At 66.9% G+C, this 26,193-nt stretch carries 22 protein-coding genes and 2 tRNA genes; 21 read left to right on the plus strand and 3 right to left on the minus strand.

Going from position 1 to position 26,193, the window contains the following annotated elements:
* The first annotated feature begins 32 nt into the window (after window positions 1–32).
* The 16 genes from dnaG to ACVXZ4_RS07650 all read left to right on the plus strand — a co-directional run bounded on the left by dnaG (window position 33) and on the right by ACVXZ4_RS07650 (window position 16,465).
* Window positions 33–1,910, plus strand: coding sequence for a DNA primase (gene dnaG, locus ACVXZ4_RS07575; RefSeq protein ID WP_461797622.1), 1,878 nt, complete (start codon window positions 33–35; stop codon window positions 1,908–1,910).
* A 173-nt stretch (window positions 1,911–2,083) separates the two neighbouring features.
* The gene (locus ACVXZ4_RS07580) at window positions 2,084–3,712 is read left to right on the plus strand and encodes an ABC transporter substrate-binding protein (RefSeq protein WP_461797623.1); all 1,629 of its coding nucleotides are present in this window, start codon (window positions 2,084–2,086) and stop codon (window positions 3,710–3,712) included.
* Between the two features lie 152 nt (window positions 3,713–3,864).
* Entirely contained in the window at window positions 3,865–4,974 is a 1,110-nt protein-coding gene (locus ACVXZ4_RS07585; RefSeq protein ID WP_461797624.1) for an ABC transporter permease, read from the plus strand.
* A gap of 2 nt (window positions 4,975–4,976) precedes the next feature.
* Window positions 4,977–6,041 (plus strand): ABC transporter permease, encoded by a 1,065-nt coding sequence (locus tag ACVXZ4_RS07590; protein WP_461797625.1) that lies wholly within the window; start codon window positions 4,977–4,979, stop codon window positions 6,039–6,041.
* Window positions 6,038–7,723, plus strand: a complete 1,686-nt coding sequence (locus tag ACVXZ4_RS07595; RefSeq protein WP_461797626.1) for an ABC transporter ATP-binding protein — start codon at window positions 6,038–6,040, stop codon at window positions 7,721–7,723. Before ACVXZ4_RS07590 ends, ACVXZ4_RS07595 begins: the two co-directional genes overlap by 4 nt.
* Before the next feature lie 2 nt (window positions 7,724–7,725).
* Window positions 7,726–8,568, plus strand: coding sequence for an ATP-binding cassette domain-containing protein (locus tag ACVXZ4_RS07600; protein WP_461797627.1), 843 nt, complete (start codon window positions 7,726–7,728; stop codon window positions 8,566–8,568).
* Window positions 8,569–8,573: 5 nt separating this feature from the next.
* Window positions 8,574–8,930: a TfoX/Sxy family protein gene (locus ACVXZ4_RS07605; RefSeq protein WP_461797628.1), complete on the plus strand. Its 357-nt coding sequence runs from the start codon at window positions 8,574–8,576 to the stop codon at window positions 8,928–8,930.
* A gap of 89 nt (window positions 8,931–9,019) precedes the next feature.
* Window positions 9,020–9,958: a D-isomer specific 2-hydroxyacid dehydrogenase family protein gene (locus ACVXZ4_RS07610; RefSeq protein WP_461797937.1), complete on the plus strand. Its 939-nt coding sequence runs from the start codon at window positions 9,020–9,022 to the stop codon at window positions 9,956–9,958.
* On the plus strand, window positions 9,955–11,190 hold the full coding sequence (locus ACVXZ4_RS07615) for a lactonase family protein (protein ID WP_461797629.1): 1,236 nt from the start codon (window positions 9,955–9,957) through the stop codon (window positions 11,188–11,190). The genes ACVXZ4_RS07610 and ACVXZ4_RS07615 overlap by 4 nt, the downstream gene beginning before the upstream one ends.
* A gap of 126 nt (window positions 11,191–11,316) precedes the next feature.
* Window positions 11,317–11,389 (plus strand) — tRNA-Asn (locus ACVXZ4_RS07620).
* 236 nt (window positions 11,390–11,625) lie between these two features.
* Entirely contained in the window at window positions 11,626–13,065 is a 1,440-nt protein-coding gene (locus ACVXZ4_RS07625) for a sensor histidine kinase (protein WP_461797630.1), read from the plus strand.
* Window positions 13,062–13,727: a response regulator gene (locus tag ACVXZ4_RS07630; protein WP_461797631.1), complete on the plus strand. Its 666-nt coding sequence runs from the start codon at window positions 13,062–13,064 to the stop codon at window positions 13,725–13,727. Before ACVXZ4_RS07625 ends, ACVXZ4_RS07630 begins: the two co-directional genes overlap by 4 nt.
* Window positions 13,728–13,915: 188 nt before the next feature.
* Window positions 13,916–14,245, plus strand: coding sequence for an SHOCT domain-containing protein (locus ACVXZ4_RS07635; RefSeq protein WP_461797632.1), 330 nt, complete (start codon window positions 13,916–13,918; stop codon window positions 14,243–14,245).
* A gap of 124 nt (window positions 14,246–14,369) precedes the next feature.
* Window positions 14,370–15,290, plus strand: coding sequence for a sensor histidine kinase (locus tag ACVXZ4_RS07640; RefSeq protein ID WP_461797633.1), 921 nt, complete (start codon window positions 14,370–14,372; stop codon window positions 15,288–15,290).
* On the plus strand, window positions 15,277–16,044 hold the full coding sequence (locus ACVXZ4_RS07645; RefSeq protein ID WP_461797634.1) for an AzlC family ABC transporter permease: 768 nt from the start codon (window positions 15,277–15,279) through the stop codon (window positions 16,042–16,044). The genes ACVXZ4_RS07640 and ACVXZ4_RS07645 overlap by 14 nt, the downstream gene beginning before the upstream one ends.
* 115 nt (window positions 16,045–16,159) lie before the next feature.
* Complete coding sequence (locus ACVXZ4_RS07650; protein WP_461797635.1) at window positions 16,160–16,465, plus strand: AzlD domain-containing protein; 306 nt, start codon at window positions 16,160–16,162, stop codon at window positions 16,463–16,465.
* A gap of 112 nt (window positions 16,466–16,577) precedes the next feature.
* Here the strand turns inward: ACVXZ4_RS07650 and ACVXZ4_RS07655 are convergent, their stop codons facing one another.
* From ACVXZ4_RS07655 to def, 3 genes are all read right to left on the minus strand, one after another.
* Entirely contained in the window at window positions 16,578–18,014 is a 1,437-nt protein-coding gene (locus ACVXZ4_RS07655; RefSeq protein WP_461797636.1) for an HNH endonuclease signature motif containing protein, read from the minus strand.
* A 277-nt stretch (window positions 18,015–18,291) separates the two neighbouring features.
* Window positions 18,292–18,810, minus strand: coding sequence for a GNAT family N-acetyltransferase (locus ACVXZ4_RS07660; RefSeq protein ID WP_461797637.1), 519 nt, complete (start codon window positions 18,808–18,810; stop codon window positions 18,292–18,294).
* The gene (gene def / locus ACVXZ4_RS07665) at window positions 18,788–19,354 is read right to left on the minus strand and encodes a peptide deformylase (protein WP_461797638.1); all 567 of its coding nucleotides are present in this window, start codon (window positions 19,352–19,354) and stop codon (window positions 18,788–18,790) included. The genes ACVXZ4_RS07660 and def overlap by 23 nt, the downstream gene beginning before the upstream one ends.
* A 40-nt stretch (window positions 19,355–19,394) precedes the next feature.
* Here def and ACVXZ4_RS07670 point away from each other — a divergent pair, with 40 nt between their 5' ends.
* The 5 genes from ACVXZ4_RS07670 to ACVXZ4_RS07690 all read left to right on the plus strand — a co-directional run bounded on the left by ACVXZ4_RS07670 (window position 19,395) and on the right by ACVXZ4_RS07690 (window position 26,036).
* Window positions 19,395–20,336, plus strand: a complete 942-nt coding sequence (locus ACVXZ4_RS07670; RefSeq protein WP_461797639.1) for a DMT family transporter — start codon at window positions 19,395–19,397, stop codon at window positions 20,334–20,336.
* A gap of 22 nt (window positions 20,337–20,358) precedes the next feature.
* Window positions 20,359–21,609: a glycosyltransferase gene (locus ACVXZ4_RS07675; protein WP_461797640.1), complete on the plus strand. Its 1,251-nt coding sequence runs from the start codon at window positions 20,359–20,361 to the stop codon at window positions 21,607–21,609.
* A 71-nt stretch (window positions 21,610–21,680) separates the two neighbouring features.
* Window positions 21,681–21,757, plus strand: a tRNA-Ile gene (locus ACVXZ4_RS07680).
* Between the two features lie 137 nt (window positions 21,758–21,894).
* A complete protein-coding gene (locus ACVXZ4_RS07685; protein WP_461797641.1) occupies window positions 21,895–22,236 on the plus strand; it encodes a hypothetical protein in 342 nt (113 codons plus the stop codon).
* Window positions 22,237–22,529: 293 nt separating this feature from the next.
* A complete protein-coding gene (locus ACVXZ4_RS07690) occupies window positions 22,530–26,036 on the plus strand; it encodes an SCO7613 C-terminal domain-containing membrane protein (protein WP_461797642.1) in 3,507 nt (1,168 codons plus the stop codon).
* Window positions 26,037–26,193: the final 157 nt, after the last annotated feature.

Below are 26,193 nucleotides of genomic sequence, written 5' to 3' on the forward strand. Positions count from 1 at the left end.
GTCGGGTCGGCGGCGATCGGTAGAATCGACAGGTGCCCGGCCTCATTCGACGAAACGATATCGACGAGGTGCGGTCGCGCATCAACATCGCCGACATCGTCGGCGACTATGTGACTCTCAAGGGCGCGGGCGTCGGGTCCCTCAAGGGACTCTGCCCCTTCCACGATGAACGCAGCCCGAGCTTCCACGTGCGCCCCCAAGTCGGCCGCTACCACTGCTTCGGCTGCGGTGAAGACGGCGACGTCTTCAGCTTCCTGCAGAAGATGGACCACACCAGCTTCACCGAGGCCGTTGAGCGCATGGCCGCGAGGGTCGGGTACGAGCTCCACTACGAAGACGGCGGCCAGGCCAACAGCGATCACGGAAATCGGGCGCGCATCCTGGCCGCGAACCAGGCGGCCGCCGAGTACTACGTGTCCCAGCTCGGCACCGCCGACGCCGAACCTGCTCGCACCTTCCTTGGTACCCGAGGCTTCGATCCGTCCGCTGCCCAGCGCTTCGGAGTCGGGTTCGCGCCGAAGACCGGCCTCACCAGACACCTCAAGTCGCTCGGCTATTCCGAGGCGGAGCTCCTGGCGGCCGGCCTCATCGGCCAGGGCGACCGCGGCAGCACCTACGACCGGTTCCGATCCCGGCTGGTGTGGCCCATCCGTGATGTCACGGGCCAGACTCTCGGCTTCGGCGCGCGCAAGCTGCTGGATGACGACCAGGGCCCCAAATACCTCAACACCCCCGAGACGGCGGTCTATCACAAGTCCCAGGTGCTCTACGGGTTGGACCTCGCGAAGCGCGACATCTCCCGTGGCCGCCAGGTCGTCGTGGTCGAGGGCTACACCGACGTGATGGCCTGCCACCTCGCCGGCGTCACCACGGCGGTCGCGACCTGTGGAACCGCCTTCGGTGTCGACCACATCAAGGTGGTGCGCCGGGTGCTCGGCGATGTCGAGAACGCCGACACCACCGGCACCGGGGAGGTGGTCTTCACCTTCGACCCGGATGAGGCGGGCCAGAAGGCGGCGAGCCGCGCCTTCACCGAGGAGCAGCGATTCGCCGCGCAGACCTTCGTCGCCGTCGCCCCCGATGGCCTCGACCCCTGCGACCTCCGGCTCGAGCGTGGTGACGATGCCGTGCGGCGCCTGGTGCAGTCGAAGAAGCCGATGTTCGAATTCATGATCCGGCGCGTGCTCGCCGGGCACAATCTCGACACGGTCGAGGGCCGGGTGGCCGCGCTTCGGGCATCCGCTCCCGTCGTGGCGGGCATCCGCGACCAGGCGCTCAACGTCGGCTACGTGCGCAATCTCGCCGGCTGGCTGGGAATGGACCCTGATGAGGTGGCACGGGCCGTCAGCGCTTCTCGCGCCCGCACACCGGAGATCCCGCGAGAGGTCCGCAGCTTCGGGGAGTCGGAGGCTGTCGCCCCGGTGGAGGAGCAGGGCCCTTCGCTCGTGCACCTGCCCACCGACCCGTCCACTCGACTGGAGCGGGACGCGCTGATGGCCATGCTGCAACAACCGACACTGATCGGACGCGGCCTGGTCGAGCGAGCGAGCCAGGTCGATTTCTCGAACCCGTCTCTCGCCGTCGTGCGCGACGGTGTGATGGCGAGCATGGACGATTTCGATTCCGCAGGCTGGCTCGCCCGGGTGATCGACGAGGTGCCCGCACCCTTCGCGATGCTCGTGAAGGAGCTCGGTCTCGCCCCCCTTCCCGAGCGCGAGAACCGGGAGCTCACCCTCTACTGCCAGGCCGTGACGACCGACCTCATCGCGCGCGACCTGCTGCGTCGCAAAGCCGACCTGCTCGGCCAGTCCCAGCGCACGGATGCCGCGGCGGAGCCGGAGCGATACCGCGCCCTCCAGGTCGAGCTGGTGCGCATCGAAGCCGAACGTCGGGCCCTGCGCTCCGAGTAGCGGTCGTCGGGGCCGCGCTGCCGCGTGTTGCAGATGGGTAAACATTCCCGTCTTTGGACGTCTTCGATTGGTCGAGGGTGTGCCCGATGTGTTAGCAAGGACTCATACAGCGGGGGATTCGGCGTGTCCTCGCGTCTTCCCCGCGTTCTTTTCCAACAGAGAGGCAGACGGATATGACATCCGCATCCACGTTCCGCAAGCGAACGCTCGCCGTGCTGGGAGGCACCGCGATCGCGGCGCTCGCCCTGTCCGGCTGCGCCGCCGGCGGAGGCTCGAACAACACCACGGCAGCGGCGACGACCCTCACCGTCGGCACCACCGACAAGGTGACCTCGCTCGACCCGGCCGGTTCCTACGACAACGGCTCCTTCGCCGTGATGAACCAGGTCTATCCCTTCCTCCTCAACTCGAAGCCGGGCACCTCCGAGGTCGAGCCCGACATCGCGGAGTCGGCCAAGTTCACCTCGCCGACCGAGTACACCGTCGTCCTGAAGAAGGGGCTGACCTTCGCCAACGGCGACAAGCTCACCTCTTCCGACGTCAAGTTCTCATTCGACCGCCAGCTGAAGATCGCCGACGAGAACGGACCGTCGACCCTCCTCTACAACCTCGAGAGCACCGCCGCTCCGGATGCCACCACCGTCGTCTTCACCCTCAAGGCGGCCAACGACCAGATCTGGCCCCAGATCCTGTCCAGCCCGGCCGCCCCGATCGTCGACGAGCAGGTCTTCTCGGCCGACAAGGTCACGAGCGACGACGACATCGTGAAGGGCAAGGCGTTCGCCGGCCAGTACACGATCGCGAGCTACAAGTTCAACCAGCTCGTGCAGTTCAAGGCGTTCTCGGGCTACAAGGGACTCCTCGGCACGCCGAAGACGCCCACGATCGTGCTCAAGTACTACACGGACCAGTCCAACCTGAAGCTCGATGTGCAGAAGGGCGGCATCGACGTCGCGTCGCGCAGCCTCTCGGCGACCGATGTCGAAGACCTCAAGAAAGACAAGTCCGTGAAGGTCACGACGGGCCCCGGTGGAGAGATCCGCTACATCGTCTTCAACTTCGACACCCAGCCCTTCGGTGTGAAGGCCGATGGGGCGGATGCCGCGAAGGCACTCGCCGTGCGCCAGGCCGTCGCCGACCTCGTCGACCGCCAGGCGATCGCCGACCAGGTCTATAAGGGCACCTACCTTCCGCTCTACTCCTACGTTCCGGCCGGACTCACCGGTGCCAACACGGCTCTCAAGGGCCTGTACGGCGACGGAAAGGGTGGACCGGATGGCGCGAAGGCCAAGTCGACCCTCACCGCTGCGGGAATCACCGCTCCGGTCGCCCTCAACCTGCAGTACAACCCGGATCACTACGGGGCGTCCTCGGGCGATGAGTATGCACTCGTGAAGAGCCAGCTCGAGAAGGGTGGCCTGTTCACGGTCAACCTGCAGTCGACGGAGTGGGTCACCTACTCGAAGGACCGCACCAAGGACGCGTACCCGGAGTACCAGCTCGGCTGGTTCCCGGACTACTCGGACGCCGACAACTACCTGTCCCCGTTCTTCGCGAAGGACAACTTCCTCGCGAACCACTACGACAACGCGGAAGTCGATTCCCTCATCAAGGCGCAGGCCGTCGAAACCGACAAGGACAAGCGCACCAAGGACATCGAGACCATCCAGGACAAGGTCGCAGCCGACCTGTCCACGGTTCCGCTGCTCCAGGGCGCGCAGGTCGCGGTCGCCGGCACGAAGGTGTCGGGCGTCACGCTCGACGCGTCCTTCAAGTTCCGCTTCGGCACGCTGTCGAAGTAGAACCCAGCCGACACGCGACAGGATAGCCCTGTCACGGTGACGATCAGTACCGGCTAACCTTTGGGATAGCCGTGGCCGGGGGCGGTCCGCGAGAGCGGATCGTCCCCGGTTCTTCTTGGCCGCATGTTTTCTCGCAGCGCAGATTGGTGACCATGACGACATCCGTGATTCCGGCAGAGGCATCGACGCCCCCACCGGGCACGAGCCGGGCCGGCTCGCCGAAGCGAGCAGCCGCTGGCGGCAACCAGATCGGCCGCTACATCCTCGTGCGGCTGCTGCTGATCATCCCCACGGTGTTCATCCTGGTCACGATGGTCTTCATCCTGATGCGCACCATCGGCGACCCGATCACCGCCGCTCTCGGCGGCAGGCTGAGTGCGGCACAGCTGCAGGAGCGCATCCACGCGGCCGGGTACGACCGCCCGATCCTCGTGCAGTACTTCGAATACCTCGGTCAGATCCTCACCGGCAACTTCGGCACGACCATCAGCGACAACCAGCCGGTCACGAAGGTGCTGCTCACCTACGGGGGCGCGACCCTCGAGCTCGCCTTCTACGCACTCATCGTCGCCTTCATCGTCGGGATCCCGCTCGGGATGCTCGCCGCCTACTTCCGCGACAAATGGCCGGACGCGATCCTGCGGGTCTTCGCCATCCTCTGCTACGCGACCCCGGTCTTCTTCGCCGGGCTCCTGCTCAAGCTGGTGTTCTCGGTCTGGCTCGGGGTGCTCCCCGTCTCCGGCCGGGCGTCGACCGGCACGGAGCTCAACATCGAACTGCTTCCCCATCCGACCGGCATCTATCTCATCGACGCGATCCAGACCGGCAATCCGGCGGATCTCGCGGATGTGCTCAGCCACGCCATCCTGCCCGGGATCGCCCTCGGGCTGCTCACCGCCGGGATCTTCCTCCGCCTGGTGCGCACCAACGTGATCGGCACCCTGTCGGCGGACTACGTCGACGCCGCTCGTTCCCGGGGGGTGAGTGAATTCCGCCTCGTTCGCAAGCACGCGTACAAGCCCGCGCTCATCCCGATCATCACGGTGATCGGCCTCCAAATCGCCCTCCTCCTCGGCGGAGCGGTGCTCACGGAGACGACCTTCGAATGGAAGGGTCTCGGTTTCCAACTCGCACAGTACCTCGGGGCCCGAGACTTCGTCGCGGTGCAGGGCATCGTCGCGCTGCTCGCGGTCGTCGTGGCCGTCACCAACTTCATCGTGGACGTCATAGCCGCCCTCATCGACCCGAGAGTCAGGTACTGATCATGGTCAGCACTCCGGCCGTCGCTCCTCCGACTATCGCCCCCAAGCGCCCGCTCTGGACCCGCATCCCCGTGGTGCACCAGGTGCGCCAAAGCGTCGGCCTCCAGCGCGGGATGCTCGTGGCCGGCCTGACCATCGTGGTCATCTTCATCCTCACGGCCATCTTCGCGCCCGTGCTCGCGCCCTACGGCTTCTCGCAGCTCTCCGATGCGAAGGGCAATTTCGGAGCACAGAACCCGCCGTCGGGCACGCATCTCCTCGGCACGACGGTGGGCGGCTACGACGTGCTCTCCCGGGTGATCTGGGGGTCCCAGACCGCGCTCTTCGTGATCGTGGTCGCGATCATCCTCTCGATCTTCGCCGGCGTGCTCCTCGGAGTCGTCTCTGGCTACCTCGGGGGCTGGCTCGACCGCGTGCTCGTGGTGATCTGCGACGCGGTGTACGCCTTCCCCACCCTGCTGCTCGCGATCGTCATGTCGATCGTGATCTCCGGTGGGCGATCGAACCTCATCGGGGGAGTGTTCGCCGCGGCGATCTCGATCACGGTCGTGTTCATCCCGCAGTACTTCCGGGTGATCCGGGCGGAGACGGTCCGCATCAAGGCGGAGGCTTTCGTCGAGTCGGCGAAGGTGCTCGGCGCGAGCTCGGCGCGAATCATGTTCCGGCACATCCTGCGCAATGCCACCCGCACGCTCCCACTCATCTTCACGCTCAACGCCTCGGAGGCGATTCTCACCCTCGCGGGGCTCGGCTTCCTCGGTTTCGGAATCGAACCGACGTCGGCGGCGGAGTGGGGCTACGACCTCAACAAATCGATCTCCGACGTCACGAGCGGCATCTGGTGGACTTCTGTCTTCCCCGGCCTCGCCATCGTGCTCGCCGTGCTCGGCATGACGCTGGTGGGGGAGAGCCTCAACGACCTGGCCGACCCGCGCCTGCGCACCCGGCGCCGGGCATCCGGAGCCCTGCCCCCGCCCGCACCCTCGACCGACGCCGCCCCGGAGGGCAGCACTGACGTGGTAGGAGATCTCGAACTCGAGACTCCCGGATCGGAGTCCCGCGCATGAGCAGGCTGAAGCGCGGCGAACAGGCCGTCGGGATCACGGATCTCACCGTCACCTTCGCAACGGACGGCGGAGATGTGCGCGCCGTCGACGGTGTCACCCTCTCCGTCAACGCGGGCGAGGTGCTCGCGATCGTCGGTGAGTCGGGAAGTGGCAAGACCGTCACCGCCAAGACGATCCTCGGCCTCCTCCCCGAGACCGCGACGGCATCCGGGGTGGTGCTCCTCGGCCAGGACAACGTGGTCACGGTGAGTCACGCCCGCCTGCGTGAACTCCGCGGCACCAGCGCGGCGATGGTCTTCCAGGAGCCGTCCACGGCGCTCAACCCGGTCTATACCGTCGGCTGGCAGATCGCCGAGGGCCTCCGCGCCCACGGCAAGTACTCGCGCGCCGAGGCGAAGGCCAAGGCGATCGAGATCCTCGAGAAGGTGGGGATCCCCGAGCCGCACGAGCGGGTGAACTACTACCCTCACCAGTTCTCCGGCGGGCAGAAACAGCGCGTGGTGATCGCCATGGCGTTGGTGCTCGATCCCGAGCTGATCGTCGCCGACGAGCCGACCACCGCTCTCGATGTGACCGTACAGGCCGAGATCCTCGACCTGTTGCGTCGTTGCCGCGACGAATTCGACACGGCCATCGTGCTCATCACCCACAACATGGGCGTCGTCGCCGACCTCGCCGACCGGGTGGCAGTGATGTACCAGGGCAAGGTGGTCGAGGAGGCGGATGCCACGAACCTGTTCGAGAATCCGCAGCACGAATACACCAAGCGACTGCTCGCCGCAGTGCCCTATCTCGGCTCCGGTACGGTGCAGACCCGCGAGCGCGCGATGGAACGGGCCCTCGCGGCCAGCGAACCTCCCCTCGTCGTGGCGAAAGACCTCCGCATCGAGTTCCCCGGTCGATTCGGGCGTGCGGGGTTCCGTGCCGTCAACGGCGTGAGTTTCGAGATCAACGCCCGCGAGGTGCTCGGGCTGGTGGGCGAGAGCGGATCGGGGAAGACCACGATCGGTCGGGCGATCGGCGGGCTCACCCGGGTCACCGGTGGATCGCTCACCGTGCTCGGCCAGGAGATGCTCGGCGTGAGGGAGCGGCAGTTCCGCCCGCTGCGCAGCGACATCGGATTCGTTTTCCAGGATCCGGCGACGAGCTTCAACCCGCTTCTCACCATCGCGGAATGCGTTGCCGAGCCCCTCATCGTCCACGGCCGGGCTGCCGACCCGCGCGCCGCCAGATCCCGGGTGGACGAACTGCTCGAGGCGGTGCAGTTGCCGCGGGCGTTCGGAGACCGCTACCCGCATGAGTTGAGCGGCGGCCAGCGCCAGCGGGCGTCCCTCGCCCGCGCGCTCGCCCTCCAGCCGAAGCTCCTCATCGCCGACGAGCCCACCAGCGCGCTCGATGTCTCGGTGCAGGCACGGGTGCTCGAGCTGTTCGCCGAACTGCAGAAGGAGTTCGGGTTCGCCGCGCTGTTCATCAGCCACGACCTCGCCGTCGTCGACATCCTCGCCGATCGGATCGCCGTCCTCTACCGCGGAGAGCTCGTGGAGGAGGGCACCGGGGCCGAGGTGCTCGGAGCCCCGAAGCATCCGTACACGAAGCGTCTTCTCGCCTCGCTGCCGGTGCCGAACCCGGCCGAGCAGGCGACCCGACGTGAGGAACTGCGGATGCTGCGGGCCGGCGACTGATCGTGAGCCAGGCGAATTCGGCGGAGGTCGTCGTCTCGGCCCGGGATGTCTCGATGGTCTACCGGTCGAGTCACGCGCGGCCGTATCTCGCCGTGCGGGGCGTGACCCTCGAAGTGCGCTCGGGAGAGATGATCGGCATCGTCGGGGAGTCGGGCTCGGGCAAGTCCACCCTCGCCATGGGAATCGCCGGGCTCGCCGGCAGCGGTGGAGACGCGATTCCCCGCATCTCCGGCGGTCAGCTCGAGGTGCACGGAACGCCCCTGCGCCATGTCGGGCGCCGTTCCCGGGATCGGCTGACCCTCGGTGTCGGCTTCCTGAGGCAGGACGCGGCGGAGCGATTGAGCCCCCTGCTCACTGTTGCCGAGAACGTGGCTGAACCCATCTACCAGCGCGATCGCAGATTCAGCACGCGGGACGCGGCGGATGCCGTCGCGACCGTGGTCGACGCCGTGCGCCTGCCGCTCAGCCTGATGAATCGCCTGCCATACCAGCTCAGCAGTGGCCAGCGCCAGCGCGTCGCCCTCGCACGCGCCCTCGTGCTCGAGCCGACCCTCCTGGTGGCGGACGAGCCGACCCGTGGCGTCGATGCGAGCGTTCGCGACGGAGTCCTCGACGCGCTGCGGGACCTTCACCGCAACCACGGACTCACGGCCATCGTGATCAGCAGCGATCTCGCGGTGCTCTCCCGTATCGCCCCGACGATCGCGGTAATGCAACGCGGCATCATCGTCGGTCTCGGCGACATCGATTCGCTGACGGCCTCTCCGGAGAACGACTACCTCAGGGGCCTGGCGCGATCCCGGGCGGCGCTGGACGGCGTCGACCCCCAGAAGTCCGGAGGCTGACCGGAATGCCCAACAACCCCGACACGATCCGCTTCATCGAAGACCAACTCGGTGAGCTCGACATCCGCACCCGCACGATGTTCGGCGAGTACGGCATCTATTGCGATGAGAAGGTCGTCGGCTTCATCTGCGACGACACGCTCTTCATCAAACCGAGCGATGCGGATCCCGCTCTCTTCGAGCCCACCGTGTCTGCCCCGCCCTATCCCGGGGCCAAGGACTACCGGTCGGTGCCCGGGGATGCCCTCGAAGACCGCGATTGGTTGCAGGAGGCCGTGCAGGCGACCGCGGATGCCCTTCCCGCGCCGCGCCCGAAGAAGCCCCGCACCCCCGCAGTGCGGCCCTCCGGGGAGACTCCGTGACCGCGACTTCGCAGCACCGCGGGGTGACCGCACGGGGTGCCGAGACGCTCGTGGGATCGCGACGCCCGCGTGTCGGCGGCGTCACTATCGTGCCCGTCGGGGGGACGGCAGCGACGGCGGAGAACTCGTCCGATCCGATCGCGCAGGCCGTGCGCGCCGCCGGCGGCGAACTGGTGCCACTCGGCCCGCTCACTCGGGGTCTCATCTGGCTCTCCTACGGGGGCGCAGACAGCTTGAGGGCGACGCTCCAGTCGCATCCGTCGATCGACTGGGTGCAGCTCCCGTATGCGGGCGTCGATGCCTTCGCCGGGCTTCTCGGCTCCTACGCCGATCGCCCACTACCGCTCTGGACAAGCGCGAAGGGCGCTTACTCGCAGCCGGTGGCCGAGCACGCGCTCACCCTGGTGCTCGCACTGCTCCGTGTCATCCCCGAGCGAGTGAGGGCCACCTCCTGGCCCACCGGTCCGAAGACGGGAACCTCGCTCTTCGGGCTGCGCGTGCTGATCGTGGGCGCGGGCGGCATCTCGATCGAGCTCATCAGACTGCTCCAGCCTTTCGGGGTGCACGTGACCGTCGTCCGCCGCAGCGTCGGAGAGGTCGCCGGGGCGGAGCGCACAGTCACCGCCGAACGTCTCGACGAGGTACTGCCCGACGCGGATGTGGTGGTCATCGCGGCCGCATCGACCGCCGAGACACGCCACCTGTTCGGTGCCGCGCAATTCGCGGCGATGAGGTCCTCCGCCGTGCTCGTCAACATCGCGCGTGGTGGTCTCATCGATACGGATGCCCTCGTCGCGACCCTCGAATCGGGTGGGATCGCCGGTGCGGGCCTCGATGTGACCGACCCGGAGCCACTGCCCGACGGTCATCCGCTCTGGACCGCGCCGAACATCCTCATCACCCCGCACAGCGCCGACACGCCTGCCATGACCGGCCCGCTTCTCGCCGAGCGCATCCGCGCCAACGTCGCGGGCTTCGTCGGCGACGGCAGCTTCATCGGCATCGTGAATCCGAGGGCCGGCTATTGACCGGTTTCGACATCTGGGTCGGCGGCTATACGCCGACGATGGGCGGCACCGCGGACGGCATTTCCCTGTTGCGCTATGCGGCGGATGGCACGGGCCCCGAGCTCATCGGCACGACACCGACCTCGTCGCCGTCGTTCCTCGCCGCCGGCTGGGGGGCCAGCAGCGCGGCAGATAGCGGGGCGGTGCTGTACGCCACCGACGAAGCGCCCGCGGGCGCGGCTGGCCCGGCCGCCGGCACAGCCACAGGTACTGCCACCGGCAGCGCTACCGTCGCGGCCGCCGGCGCTGCGGGACGTATCGAGGCGTTCCGGCGGGGATCCGACTCGGTGCTCGAGCATCTCGGCGGCCGGGCAACCTCGGGCGGGTTCCCCTGCCACGTGAGCGTCACGCCGGACAGTCTGTATGTCTCCAACTATCTCGATGGCTCGATCGATGTCTATCCGCTCCTGCCCGACGGGGCGATCGGCGAGTTGCGGCAGACCCTCACCTCCAACGGGAGCGGACCGAACCCCGCGCAGGACGGCCCGCACGCACACTCGACCCTGGTGCAGGAATCGCGGCGCGGCGCAGCCACGGTGCTCAGCGCCGATCTCGGTGCGGATCGGATGCACGTGCACTCCGTCGACGGCGGCATCCTCGTCCGCAGGCAATCTGTCGCGCTTCCTCCGGGCACCGGTCCCCGCGACCTGCTGGCCCTGGGTGGCCGTGTGATCCTGCTCGGCGAGTTGCAGGGCACGATCTTCGCGCTCGAGGGCGACGGGGGTGACCCCGGCGTTGGTGACGGAGACGGCGTTGGTGACGGCGACAGAGGCGACCGCGGCGACGACTTCGGTGACGGCGACTCTCCCAGTGCCGGGCATTGGCGTGTCTCCGCATCTGGAACACTCGCCGCCGACTGGGTCGACGGCGACCACGCCGCCGCTCTCGCGGTCGACGGCCGGGGCCGGTTCCTGTACACCGGGTTGCGTGGCTCCAACCGGATCGCCGTGATCCGGGTGTCTGATCTCAGCCCGGCGGCCACTCTCTCTTGCGGAGGGGACTGGCCGAGGCACCTCTGCGTGATCCCCGGAGGCCTGAGCGCCGGAGGTAAGAGAGCAGACCTGCTTCTCGTTGCGAACCAGCTGTCGTCGACGGTGACGTCCTTCCGGCTCGATGCGGTCACGGGAATCCCGCATCCGCTCGGCTCGCCGGTGGATGTTGCATCGCCGACCTTCCTGCTGCCGGTACTGTAGACACGTTCTCGCAACGAGCACGACTGTCCAGGGGCAGTGCAGGGCACGATTTGGTGCAGGGCGTTCCTTTGGTAAAGTGGTCAAGCTGTTTTGTACAGACAGTTTCGTAGAATGATTTTCGTACAATCCTCGATAGCTCAATTGGCAGAGCATCGCACTGTTAATGCGGCGGTTCTTGGTTCGAGTCCAAGTCGGGGAGCTCGATTGCCGCACGGGGCTCCACCCCCTGCGGCAGTCGTCATTAAGCCGGGCAGTCGTCATTAAGCCGGGCAGTCGTCATTAAGCCGGCAGTCGTCCTTAAGCCGGACATCACTGGAAGCCGGACGTTACTGGGCCGGTCGCCGCTGCTCTCCGAGGACCAGTACTCCCGAGGGAGTAGTCGCGCGACTTCGCCGGGCGGATGCCTCGGGCGAGAGCCGCAACTACGATCGATCCATGCCCCATCACGGTCGTTTCTCCAGCGCTCGTTGGACTGAGCACCAGGCCGTGCGACACACCGGGCGCAACTTCGAACGCTGGCACGAGCCGTGGCAGGACATCGAAGCATGGCACGCCCAGCGCAGAGCCTCCATCGGTTCGCGTCGGATGCGCCTGTTCCTGCCCGTGATCCTCTCCCTGTTCGTGCAGGTGCCTGGGGTGTTCTTCCGTTTTCGTCCGGGCAGCGGCCTGGTGCACACCGCTGTGTGGGCCGAACCCGCGATGCTCGCCCTCGGGTTGTTCGTCGCCCTGGTCGGGCCGATCGCCCTCCTGGCGGCACGTCGGTTTCCCGGACCTGTCGTCGCGATCGCCGCGGCGGCGGGAGGTGCCGACCTCTTGATCTTCAATACCGCAGACCATCCGCCGTACATAGCCCTCGCCTTCGCGGTCGTGTCGGCAGTCGTGCGTGGTGCACGCATCTGGGCCTGGATCTCGGTGGGGTCGGCCTGGATCCTCACCCTCGTCGTTGCGCTCGTCGTCGGTCTCGACGTGTCGCCGCCCCGCATCGCGGCAGTGACTCTCGGCATCCTGATCGTGCTTGGCGTCGGGGAGGGGATGCGAACGCGACGCGAGCAGTTCGCCGAGATCTCACGCCGTGTCGCCGAGCGCAAACAGTCTGAGGTGCAGGCGGAACGCGTGCGCATAGCCCGGGAGCTGCACGATGTGCTCGCCCATTCGCTGAGCCAGATCAACGTGCAGGCCGGCGTCGGACTCCACCTCATGGACAAACAACCCGAGAAGGCGAAGGCCGCGCTCGCGAGTATCAAGGAGTCGAGCAAGACCGCTCTCGACGAGGTGCGTTCGGTGCTCGGAATCCTCCGTGCCGAGGGGGGTGCCGACCCGAGTGCCCCCCTGGTGCCGGAGCCGGATCTCTCCCGTCTCACCGGACTCGCCGCCTCCATCTCCGCCCAGGGGGTCGCCGTCGAGGTGCGCAACACCATCGAGACGGTGCCGAACGCGCCGGCCCAGCTGGCGCTGTACCGCATCGCGCAGGAGTCGCTCACCAATGTTCTTCGGCACGCCCGGGCGACGACGGCGACTGTCGTCGTGGCCGAGCGGGCGGGGAGCTACCTGCTGGAGATCACCGATAACGGCACCGGCTCGCCTCCGCGCCAGGACACCGGCGGACGCGGCCTGCTCGGGATGCACGAACGCGCGGAGCTACTCGGAGGCAGCCTCACCGCCGGTCCGCTGGAGGGCGGCGGATTCCGGGTCTCGGCACGCATCCCGCAGGGCGCCGCGGCAGCCGTCTCCCTCTCCGGTCCGCCGTCGGGTCCTCCGCAATCTGCCTCCGCACCCGCTTCGCCGACCTTTTCGGAATCGGCCGAGCCGTCATCCGTCCTGCCCGACTCCACACCGTCCGCGCCCGTTCCTCCCACGCCGAAGGGCACCCCATGATCCGCGTCGCTATCGCCGATGACCAGCAGCTCATCCGTGGTGGCTTCCGCTCGCTGCTCGAGGCGGAGTCGGATCTCGACGTCGTGGGCGAGGCGGGCACCGGCGCCGAGGCGGTCGCGCTCGTCACCCGGGAGAAGCCGGAGGTCGTGCTCATGGACATCCGCATGCCCGATGGCGATGGCCTCTGGGCCACCGAGCAGATCGTGGCGAACCCGGCCCTCGCGGGCACCCACATCGTGATCGTGACCACGTTCGAGCTCGACGAGTACGTCGCGCAGGCGATCCGCGCGGGCGCGAGCGGTTTCCTGGTCAAGGACACCGAACCGGAGGAGTTGATCCGTGCGGTCCGTGTGGTGGCCGGTGGTGAGGCCTTGCTCTCGCCGGGTGTCACCAAGCGGTTGCTCGAACGGGTCGCGGGCTCCCTCAAGGACGCTCCTGACACGTCCCAGCTCGCCGTGCTCACCGAGCGCGAGCGCGAGGTGCTCGGCCTGGTGGGCCACGGCCTCACCAATGATGAGATCGGTCGTCGCCTCTTCCTCAGTCCCCTCACCGCGAAGACCCACGTGTCGCGAATCATGTCAAAACTGCTGGCGCGGGACCGCGTGCAACTCGTCGTCGTCGCCTACGAGACCGGGCTCGTCCGCGCCGGCTACCAGGAGTAGCTGAGCCGAGCCAGTTCTCGTGCGCGTCCACTGGTGCTTCCGGAGTATCCCGACTCGGTCGGATGCTCCCTGGGCAGTAGGCGACAGCATCCGCCGGGCAGATTCGCCGTTTCGTGCACGAGACGAGTGTTGCGGGTAACGGTTCCACCGGCTTTCGCCACCGGAGCCCCCATAGAAACGGACACATCGTGCTCATTCCAGCTCTCGCAGGCCCCGCGGCCCATTTCGTCGGCCCCTGGGTCGGCGGTTTCGGATTCCTGTTCCTTCTCATCCCCCTGTTCTGGATCGCGCTGATCGCGATCATCTTCTCCGTCGCTCGTCGACGTCGGGCGGCGTGGTTCGCCCAGGGCGGGGGATATGGTCACCCCGGGTTCGGCGGACACTGGGGTAGCGCTTCACGCTCGGCCGAGTCGACCCTGGCGGAGCGTTTCGCCCAGGGCGACATCGACGAGAAGGACTATCGTGCCCGCCTCGAAGTGCTCCGGGCGAATGCATGGCCCCAGCCGCCGGTCAAGTAGCGGCAGCGATCGGATCGGAAACCCGCGAACCGGGGGCGGCACATCGCCGCCCCCGGTTCGCGCTAGCCTCGAGTAGACAGCGCGCCGTTGTCAGCCCCGCCGTTGCCCGCCCGAGGAGAACCGAGTGAACACCTGGCTGCAGCAGCATTCGATGCTGGTGATGATCCTGCTGACTGCAGCATCCGCGATCTTCCTCGTGCTCACCGTGGTGTTCCTCGTGCTCTGGATCCGGGCCGCTCGTGAGCGTCGCCGCCAGTACTTCGCCCGGGTGGATGCCGAGCGGGACAACCTCGATCTCGAGGCCTCCCTCCAGGAGCAGCTCGGCAAGCTGCGCATCGTTCGCGAGCTCCACGAGGTGGCGGTGCATTCCGTCTCCACGATCGTGAGCCAGGCGGATGGCGCGCAGTACGCCGCCACGACGGATGCCGGGGCCGCGGTCCGCGCCTCGGCGACGATCGCCGAGGCGGCTCGGTCGACGCTCGCAGACCTGCGGCGGGTGATGACCGTTGTCGGGGGCGCGGTGGACGAGTCGCTGCCGGAGCCGCGCACCGACATGACCAGGGAACTGTTCGATGTGATGCGGGACGCAGGGCTCGAGATCACTCTGGTCGAGAACGGCGAGCCCTTCGCTCTCGGGGAGGGCCCGCAGTTGGCCGTGTTCCGCATCGTGCAGGAGTCGCTCTCCAATGCGCTCAAGTACGGCGGCGTCGGCACCCAGGTCCGCATAAGTTCGACCTGGACCGATGAGGGATTGCAGGTGGTCATCGACGACGATGGCGTGCGTGCCGCCGCTCGTCGCGAGGGTCTCGATCCCGACAAGCTCGCGCAGAGCCGCACATACACATTCCAGGACGACCTGAATGCGCTCACCCAGGTCGTCGTCGGGCCGGGGATGAGCGAGATGCGCGAGCGCGCCTCTCTCTACCGTGGCATCCTCACGGCCAATATGTTGCCCGGTGTCGGCTTCACGGTATCGGCGGTGTTCCCCTCGATTCGCTATGACAACGGCGTGCACGGGGTGAATCTGCGCGATGGCCAGGACTGAGCCCGTCCCTTCGGACGAGGATCCGCCCGCCACGGTCACTGCCTGGAGCACGGATGACCGGGTCGCCGCGCGCAAAGGCGTGGCAGTCGGACTCGCCGCGGCCGCCTATGGCATCTCCTATGGCGCACTCGCCGTCGCCGCGGGTCTCGACGTGTGGCAAACCTGTGTCATGAGCCTGCTGATGTTCACCGGTGGTTCGCAGTTCGCCCTCGTGGGGGTCATCGCGACCGGGGGAGTGGCCGCGGGGCCGGCGGCGATCGCGAGTGCCGCCATCCTCGGAATCCGCAACGGGGTCTACGGAATCCGCGTCGCTCCGATCATCGGTGCGGGACGCTGGCGCCGTGTCGCGGCGGCCTGGGTCACGATCGACGAATCTACGGCCGTCGCCACAACCCAACCAACGCTCCGCAGCCAGCGAATCGGCTTCTGGGTGACGGCACTCTCGGTGTTCGTCGGGTGGAACCTCACCTCCCTTGTCGGTGCCCTCATCGGCAACGCCCTCGGCGACGTGCGCGTCTATGGACTGGATGCGGCGGCTGCGGCCGCGTTCCTCGGGCTGCTCTGGCCCCGCCTGCGCCAGCTGCAGACGATCGCCGTCGCGGCGGCGGCCGCAGTCATAGCCACCGTGACGACCCCGGTGCTGATCCCCGGTCTTCCGGTGCTCGTGGCGGGGGTCGTCGCCGTGATCGTGGGCGGATTCAACTGGTTCGGCACTCGGAGCCCCCAGCCCGAGCCGCCGGGGATCCCGACATGAGCGGAGACCTGCTTCAACCGGCGACCCCTGTGCGCTGGCCCATTTTCCTGACCTGCGCCCAATCTCTATCCCCGGCCCGTGCCGACGGGCACCATCGCCTGGTCGGCGGCCCATCATGACGCTCTGGCTCATCGTGATCATCGCCTCTCTCGCGTGCCTCTCCCTGAAGATCGCCGGATACCTGGTGCCGGCGTCTTTCCTCGAGCGGCCAACTCCCGCCCGCATCGCCAACTTGCTGACTGTCGCGCTGCTTGCGGCCCTGATCGCTGTGCAGACTCTCGGCGCTGGCTCCCGCATCGTCTTGGACGCGCGTCTCCCCGCCGTCGCCGTGGCGGCCCTGTTGCTTGCGTTGCGCGTGCCGTTCATCGTGGTGGTGGTGGCGGCCGCCGCGACGGCTGCTCTCATCCGCGCGGTCTTCTAGGCCGGACCTGCCCGGACCTGCCCGGACCCGCCCGGACCCGCCCGGACCCGCCCCTGCAACCGGTGGGGCAGACGCGCCCCGCCCAGCCCGACCCGCCAGACCCGAAAACTCCCTACGCGCTGAGCAACCTCAGGTCGCGAAGCGCGGCACTCTTTGAGGGCATCGGCCGCGGCCGTTGGTCCAGGTCGACCTCTCGAGGGGGAATGAGCCAGAACCCCGTGTCATCCCGAACGATCTCCCAGCCGTTGTTGTGAACGAGCAGATGGTGATATCGACACAAAAGCACACCATCGAGGATGTTCGTCTCGCCGCGATCTCGCTTCCAGTGTCTCGAGTGATGGGCCTCGCACCAACTGGGAGGACGATCGCACTCCCCGAACAGGCACCCGCCCTGAGCCGCGGCAAGGGCGATCCGTTGACTCTTCGAATACAGCCGCTGTTCCCGACCAAGGTCGAGCGGGCGACCGACCTCGTCGAAGTCGAGCTTCACCGTGCCGGATTCGCAGGCGATACGCTCGACGGTCTCGATCGAGATCGGAATGTCGCATCCCTCGATCCGGCCGTGGCCCTGCCCGGCCTCGAGGGCCGTTCGCGTCACCAGCACGCGCACCGAAGGCTGTCGGGATCCCACGATCCGCCGGCTCTCGCCCGTCTCCGCGCCCACCGCAATCCGCAGCAACTGGGTGAACGAGTCGTGCACGTATTGGTCGGTGGAGCGCTCGTCCGTGGAGATCGCTTCTGCCCACGCCCTGTCGGCGTCATCGACGAATCGGACGCCCCCTCGGCGGGGAGAGGTAAGGGTGTCGTAGACGTCGTCCCAGAAAGCCGCGGACTCGATGTCCGGGTCGATGATGTATCTCGAGAGACCATTGGGGCGCCGGGTGCGGCGCACCGACCGCTCTTCGAAGGCGGCCCTCTCGCGATCCGCGATGCCGGCCTCGTTGAGGTCATCCCTGAGACTGCGAGCGAGACGCAACAACTCGTCCGCGTCGACGATAGTTGCTTCGATCACGAGCAGGTGGGCGGCATCGGACAGGGCAACCGCGGTCACAGCACAGGACCCATCGGATGGTGCGCCGAGCCCGACGCGGATCGCGCGGGCGGCGTCCACCGAGATGCAACCCGCGGCAACGGCGGCCCCGACCTCCCGCAACCACGGTTCGGCGCTCGACGCCGCGTCTTGCGCAGCGGACTCCCGGGCCATCGTGCCCGCTTGGACGAGTGCGAAGGCGCCGCGCGCGGTGGACCCGGTCTCATGCCGCACAAGGGCTTCCGGTGTGCGGAACCCCTCCCTCTGAGCGAGTCCCGAAAAGCCGAGCTCGCGGCGCGAACGGTGACCGATCTCGCCGGCGACCACCGCGGCGCTTGCTCCGAGCTCGCGGGCGAGGTCCGAGAGCTCTCGCTGAATGCGAAGAAGATTGGTGTCGGATAGGGCCTCGACCGACCGAGCACATTCGGCCACGAAGCCGACAGCCCGACGCGCGCCGGCCAGCGATGAATCGAAGTCCCCGCCGAGGGATTCATCGAACACAATTTCGCTGCTTTCCATATATCCATTATCTCAGATTCGAATACAGATCTGAAAGAAAATGTCAAATCTGTGGATAATCCGTCGGGCAAACCGCTGTGGAGGAGAGGCCTGCACGGTAAGTGCTGTACGAGAAGACGTCCAAAGCAGACACGAGTATCGGACCGCGCGAAACGCAACCGCGAAACCCAAAGCGCGAGAGCCAACCCGCGAAACCCAAAGCGCGAAACGCAACCCGCGAAACGCAACCTCGAAACGCAACTCGCGAGAGGCAACCCCCGCACGCCGTCGCACCGCGTCACCTGACGAGTTGGATCTCCTCGAGATCGTCTGACGCACTGTCGACCCGTTCCGTTCCTTCGAAAACGAATCCGTTTCGCCGGTAGAACGCATACGCCCGCGGGTTGTCCTTTGCCATCCAGAGCTGCAGGGGATCCTCCCTGGCCGCGGCCTCGAGAAGGGCTTGACCGATGCCCGTGCCATGGTGCTCACTGCGGACATAGATCATGTAGAGGCACAGCGGACGAGCGGGAAGAGAGTCGAGACTGTCGCCGACAAAGGCGAATCCCTGGATGCGGCTCGATGACTCAGCGACGAACAGCCGGTCGGGAACAGCCTCGCCGCCGAGGATCTTCGACCACATGGCAACGCGCCGACGAAGGGCGGCGTCGCCATAGAACTCCGGGGGCAGAAGGTGGCCGTAGGTATCTCGCCACCCGTCCACCTGGATCGCCGCGATCACAGCCGCCTCGGAGAACCGTGGCTGCCGGATCACAAGTTCTGACGCCCCGGCCTCACCCTTCGAGATCGTCGACACCCGGCGTCCAGCTCAGCCCCGGCTCACCCCAGCCGCTCTTCTTCACGGCCTTCGCGGCCGCCTTGCCCGTCGCATGGTCGAGACGATCTACGTAGAGCACTCCCTCGAGGTGGTCGTATTCGTGCTGGAAGATGCGGGCGAGCCATCCCTCCGCCCGGATTTCGAACGGCTTCTGGTCGAGATCGACGGCCGTGAGGATGGCGAGCTCCGATCGCCGCAGAGGGTACCGTTCCCCGGGTACCGACAAGCACCCCTCGGACTCCTCGTCCTCATCCGCGGCGCCGATCGGCACCGGGCTCACCCACAGGGTGGGGTTGATAGCCACGCCGCGCCAGAGCGTGTCATCGTCGTCCGTCCAGTTGAAGACGAAGAGTCGAAGGGGGATATCCACCTGCGGAGCCGCGAGCCCCACGCCCGGCGCGGCCTCCATCGTGTCGAACATGTCGGCGACGAGCGTGGCGAGCGAGGCGTCGAACGACGTCACTTCGGATGCTCGGGTGTGGAGCACGGGATTGCCCGTGATTTGAATCGGGAGGACGGCCATTCGCCAAGAATATCGGAGGGCCAGCGGGTAGGGTCGTGCCGTGACGCCAGAGCTCAGTGCCATTTCGGACCAGATCTCCATCACCCCCTACCAGGCGCTGGGAATCCCGATCGCGCTGGTCGGTGCGGTCTTTCTTGCTCTCGGTGCCCAGTTCCAGCATCGCGGTGTCAACAAGGTCGACAGCCTCACCGAATCGTCCTCCACCGCTGGCCTTAATCTCGGCCAGCTACTCCTGCTGCTGAGGCGACCGTCGTGGGTCATCGGCACTCTGATGCTCGGCCTCGCGGTCGCATTCCAGCTCACCGCGCTCATCTTCGCGCCGCTCATCGTCGTGCAGCCGCTCGGTGCGATCGCCCTCATAATCACGGCCATCGTCAACTCCAGAGTGTCCGGTGTGAAGCTGAAGCAGGATGCCATCCGCCCCATCATCTTCTGCGTCGGGGGCGTCGGACTCTTCGTGACCTTCGCCACCATCTTCGCCCGGTCGAAGGAGATCACCCAGACGGAACTCGTGACGGTCCTGATCCTGCTCGGTGTCGTCACGATCGCGTTCGCGTTGGGTTTCGCCTTCCTTCGTAAGAAGTTCGGACCCCTGATCTACATCGTCGGCGCCGGAGTGCTCTACGGTTTCGTCGCGACCCTCGCGAAGGTCGTCATCGACCGTGTGCACACGATCATCCTCAACGGCGCCCAGGGATTCGAATGGCTCACGATCGCCTGCGTCGTCGCGCTCCTCGCCGCCACGGTGCTCGGCGGATACTTCGTGCAGACCGCCTACAGCTCCGGTCCGCCGGATCTCGTGATCGCCGGCCTCACCGTCATCGACCCGATCGTCGCAGTCTCGATCGGCATCATCGTGCTGCAGGAGGCGTCCGGCGCGCCCTGGTACGCGATCCTTGCCTTCGTCGTGGCCGGCGCCCTCGCCGTGTACGGTGTGGTCCAGCTGTCCAAGCGCCAGCCCGAAGCCGCCGCTAGGCTGTAATCGATGGTTTCAACTGCAAGGGATGCTTAAGACTTTGTCCGACACCCCGCACGACTCCCCGACGGATGCGAAGGCACCCCTTCGCATCCTGATCGGCGCCGACACCTTCCCACCCGACGTGAACGGCGCCGCCAACTTCGGCTCACGACTCGCCGCCGGACTCACCGAGCGCGGCCACACCGTGCACGTCGAGGCGCCAGCCTTCAACGGCACCACCGGCGCGTTCCTCGAGAAGCACGACGGCGCAGAATTCATCGTTCATCGCGTCTACTCCTGGCGCTGGTATCCGCACGACTGGCTGCGATTTATCCTGCCGTGGCGCAGCCAGGCGCATGCCGCCCGCATCCTCGACGAGGTCAAACCTGACGTGGTGCATATCCAGTCGCACATCGTCGTGGGCCGCGGCCTCGCCCGGCAGGCGGCCAAGCGGGGCATCCGCGTGATCGGCACCAACCACTTCATGCCCGAGAACCTCATCGACCACACGCGCCTTCCGCACTTCGCCCGCAAGTGGGCCATCCGTGCCGCGTGGAAGGATGCCTCCACCACCTTCGCGTACTGCGAAGAGGTGACATCGCCCAGCCGTAAGGCCGCCGACTTCCTCGAGTCCGAGACGGACCTCGAGCACGTGCACGCCATCTCCTGCGGCATCGACGCGGCGCTCTATTCGGCCAGTTTCGAGCCGCGCACCGAGAACCGCGTCATCTTCGTGGGGCGCGTCTCGGGCGAGAAGCACCTCGACGTGCTCATGAGGGCGATCGCGCAGATCGATCCGTCGCTGGATGTGCAGCTCGAGATCGTCGGTGGCGGCGACCAGATGAACCAGCTCAAGCAGCTGACCCGCGAGCTCGCCATCGACAAGCGCGTCACCTTCACCGGCTACGTGACGGATGAGCAGCTTCGCGCCGCTCTCACGCGCGCCACAGTATTCGCCATGCCTTCGATCGCCGAGCTGCAGAGCATCGCGACCATGGAGGCGATGGCGTCGGGGCTCCCGATCGTGGCCGCCAACGCGATGGCCCTGCCGCACCTGGTGCACGAGGGTGAGAACGGCTACCTCTTCAAGCCCGGTGACGCGAAGGATCTCGCCGACAAGCTCAGCCGCGTGCTGAGCCTGCCCGACGCGCAACTGCGCACCATGAAGGAAGCGAGCCTGCGCTATATCGCGGCGCACGACATCCAGCGCACTCTTACCGTCTTCGAACAGCTCTACCGCGGTGAGAAGGTCACCGATCCGGTGACGGATGCTTCGCTCGACGAGCAGGTCAGCTAGCCCCGCCCGCCTCACGATCGCGTGCGCACCAGCCTGTATCGTGGTGACGCACCGTTCCATTGGAGCGCTGCGGGGCGGTAGCTCAGCTGGTTAGAGCAGCGGACTCATAATCCGTCGGTCACGGGTTCAAGTCCCGTCCGCCCCACCAACCTCCCGACAGCGCCCGGTCGGACCGACGATCCTGTTCGCGGATCAGGAGTTTCGCGCGACTCGCCGGGTCGGCCCGGGGCGACACGCTGCAATCGCTGGCTCATCCTGATTCGTGAACGCTTCAGCAACACAACGATGGGGCTATTCAGCGAGACAGATCAGATTCGTCGCATTCCTTCGGAGACATTTTCGCAGCTCAATATTCTGTCCGACGGCCCGAAAACCAGTCCTCTTGCAAAAAATCGACTTAGGAGCTGGAAGCGGTGTCTCAAGACCAGCGATCTGATTCGAGACGCGCGACCGCCCAGCAGGCTGAGCCAGAAAGTCCCGCGCCGCCGCACCGGAGTCGTGGCTTCCTCACTTTTCTTGATCGAAAGCGGCAAGCGAAGCTCGACGGTCGATACGGGGAAGAAATTGTTGAAATTTGCCGGTTGCACGCTGATCGCTGTCCTGTCTATCCGGGAGACGAGCTTCTGAAGTGGTCCTCCCTCGCGCGATTTCGGAGGCGTTGCTCCTTGGGTGAGCACGGTTCGGTGGGGTGAGTACCGCTTTTCCACGGCGCCCCAGTTCCTGGACACGGCGTTCGCGGCGGCCCTCCCGCACCTAGGCTGACGCTCGTGGCCGCATCTTGGAGTACTCAGACCGCCGGGTATCTCGTCGGCCGGGCTTTGTGCCCGCGCTGCGACAGTGTGCTCGACAGTCCGGTCTCGTGCCGGAACTGCCAGGCCGACTTGACTTCACCGATCGCGTCTCAGGTGCAGGAGGCATCAGTGAGGGCGGCGGAGGCCATCATCGCGCGGCAGTACCTCATCGACACACTCACCAGTGTGCGACCGGCGTCACAACCCGTGTCGAGACCCGTGTCGAGACGCGCGGCCGTAGCGGCCGAACCTGAGCCGTTGGTGACGCCCGCTGCGGTCGTCCCATCGGGTTCGCAGGTCAGCGTGCAGTCGGTTCTTGCGGTCGTGGGCGCCGCACTCTTCGCGATCGCCGCGATCGTGTTCACGTTCCTCAATCCCGACCTCACGAATTTCGGTACCCGCACCGCGATAGTCGGTTCCGTCACACTCCTCTTCCTTGCCGGTGCCTGGCTTGTCGCCCGGGCGAAGCTGCAGTTCTCGGCCGAGGCGATCGGAGCGCTCGGAACAGTGTTCCTCATGCTCGACGTCTGGGCCCTCTCGACTCTCGCCGGGACAGGAATCAGTGGATGGGTGATCGGAGGCAGCGCGACCCTGGTCACCTCGGTCATCATGGTCGTCCTTGCTTCGCGCGCGCGGATCAGGACCTGGCTCTGGATCGGGCTCGTCGGGCTCGCGGTCACCCCGGCATTCTTCGGATACGCCGTCGGCGGGATTTGGGCAGCGACACTCGGACATGTCGGCGTCGCCGTGGTCGCGCTCGGGGTGCACGAAGTGATTCGTCGGCTTCGGACACGATTCGCCGCACCTCTCGCGGTGGATCGATTGACGGCGACACTGATCCAGATCGGTTTCGGCACGATATCGCTCGTTCAGCTCTCCGCGAGCCCCGGCGTCGTGCAGTCCGCGGCGGTCATCGGCGTCCTGGCGGTGGTAGCCGCCCTGAATACACGCAACCAGTTCGCGGTGTTCGGGAGCCTCGTCGCCGGGGCGCTGTTCCTGACAGCGACCAGCATCCTTCCCCTGGCGCTCGACGCCGTCGACCTCCGGTGGCAGATCGCCCTTGTCCCGCTCGCCGGAGCGGTCGGCGTCGCGGCGCTTGCCGGTTTCGCACTCGCGGACGCCAATCGGGCTCGGACAACCATCCGCCGCCCGGCGCTCCTCCTCGGTGGCTGGTTCGTCGCGCTGCTGTGTGCTGTGCCCGCCGCTGTCCTCGCCGCTGCGCAGCTCTTGACGGCACTCGATCCACTCGGGGACGCCACGGATGGGGGTACCGCGATCCTCGGAGTCGCCGCTGCCAGTGCGGGATCGCTCGCCCTATCCCTCATCCAACGTCGGGTCGCGGTGAACGACTCGACCCCGTTCGACGGTGCACTCGCGAGACGCGCCCTGGCCGTCGCCCTCTGGGCGGCCCTTCTGTCGATCCTCGCAACGAGTGCCTGGACGGGGGTACAGGATGTCGGCAGAGTGATCGTCGCGCTGGGGATCGCGCTCACGCTGAGCGTGCTCGTCACTCGAGTGCACAGGGTCCGCTCGAGTCCGCCGGTCCTTCGAACTCCGATCGTCGTCGGTGCCCACCTCGCGCTGGTGCTCGCCGCTGCGATGGCGTGGAGCTCAAACCCCTTCAGCATCGTGGGTGACGCGTGCGCCGTTCTCCTCGTGCTAGCGGTAGCACGATCTGTCCCCTCCAGGTTCCGCTGGATGCACTCCGCAACCGGATTCGCCTTCGCGCTTGTCGTATTCGCGCACGCCCTGACCCTTGCCGGCCTCGACACCATCCCGGTGCTCTGCCTGACGACATCCGTGGCGTCGCTCTTCGCGCTTGCCGTCACTCTCGTTCGCCGACTGGGCGCGGCATTCTGGCTCTCGATCCTGGCCGTGACCGCCGTGCCATTCCTCATCGGCATCGCCTCGGTGCTCTTCGTCCGAAGCGGGTGGACCGCCCTTTCAACGGGAGTCACCTTCGCTCTCGCACTCACCCTCGTGGTCACCCGTCGCCCGGGCGTGAGCAGAATCCTGCGAGCATTTGCCGCGGCGTTGCTCGTGCCGACTCTTGCCGTCGTGGTGGTGTGCCTCGGCGCGCAACTGATCGTCGTGAGCGCCTCCCCGATCACCCTGCCCGTCATCGCCCTCATCGTGGCCTGCGTCCTGCCGAGCTCCGGCGCAATCGGATCCTCATTGCTGCGGCTCGGCCTGCCCGAGGCGGACGTCCGCGCGGTGACGCGGTGGATCGAGGTCTCCGCACTGGTCACCGGTGCTCTCGCGGTGGTGGTCGCACTGGTGCGTGCCGCGGCCGGGCTGGGGACGTCCCTGCTCGTGTTGTTGATCATCGGTCTCGGCGCCGCGGTCACGGCCATCACGACCGGGCGGCGCTATGCCTGGGCCGTCGCCGGGGCCAGCTGGACGGGCGCCCTCTGGTGCTTCTGGGCCCTCGTCGGCGTTGCCATCCCCGAGCCGTACATCCTTCCGCCGGCCCTCGCCGCGGTGGTCGTCGGTGCAATCTCGGTGGGCCGGAAGCTGCCGGGTTCCCGCCTGTATTCCATTGGCCTCGCTTTTGCCGTGATTCCCACGCTTTTTCTTCTTGCCGGCTCGGGCTCGGGCCTTTCGTGGAGAGTGGTTATCCTGCTTTCGGGTGCTGCCGTGCTCGTCTTCATCGGAGGGACACTCTCCCGTCGCTCGGACCGACCACTGTTGATGAGGCTTGGCACACTCCGGACTCCCACTCTTCTTTTCGGGATGGTCGCGGCCTCCGCCGGCGCGGTGGAGGCAATCCGGCTGGGCTGGTCGATGGATCTCGTCGCAGTCAGACCGGTAATGCTCGCCGCGCTGGCCTTCAGTGCAGCCTCGACCGCCCTCGCCGGCATCGCGGGGGCACTGCTTCTGAGGGTCGCCCAATCGGATCAGACGGCACCCTCGGGCCGTCTCCGCGCATCCCGCTGGGTCTACGCGCCGGCTTTCGTCTATCTGGTCCTCGGCCCGATCTCTGCGGTGCGGAACGACTGGTTCTCGATCTGGACGCTCTGGGTGCTCGCCGTCGGGCTCTTGGCCGTCATGGTCACGACCACCGTGCGCGCGCAGTCGCGCCCCGTCTCTCTGCCACCGGTCTGGTTCCTGTTCGTGCTCGCCTGGTGCACTGCGGTGGCGGGCTGGAGCGAACGGCAGCTGCGTGTTGAGGCGTTCTCCCTCGTGCTCGGCTTCGCCCTGCTCATCGTCGGCGTGCTCGCGATGCGAGGTCAGACGCCCCCTGCACGAAGGGGTCTGAACTCTTGGCCGGTGGGCTACAAAGGATCGTGGCGGCTCCTGGCACCCGGCGTCATCGTCACGATCCTGCCGTCGGCCGTCGCAACCGGAACGGATCCGCAGACGTTGCGCGCGATCCTCGTGATCGCGCTGGCATTGGCGGCGATCCTGATCGGATCGCTGCGCAAGCTGGGGGCTCCGTTCATCCTCGGCATCATCGTTCTTCCGCTCGAGAACATCACGGTCTTCGCGGTGCAGGTCGGGCATTCGATCAGCGCAGCGCCCTGGTGGATAACGCTGGCAACTGCTGGCGCTGTACTGCTGGTTGTTTCGGTGACCTACGAACGCCGGGACGCCGGGAGCCGAGGTGTCGCCGCTCGCCTGCGTGATTTGCGCTGAACTCCCGACGCCGGAACTGGCACGGACACACGGGTCTCCTGACGGCTCGCTTGATTACAAAGCTCTCATATTGCGGGACATCCGCCCCGTCGGGTGTCTACTGTGGAACAGGCACAATCCGAGAGCGGCGCCCCCAGAAGACCTTGACGGTCACGCG

The organism is Lacisediminihabitans sp. FW035 (assembly GCF_054880895.1).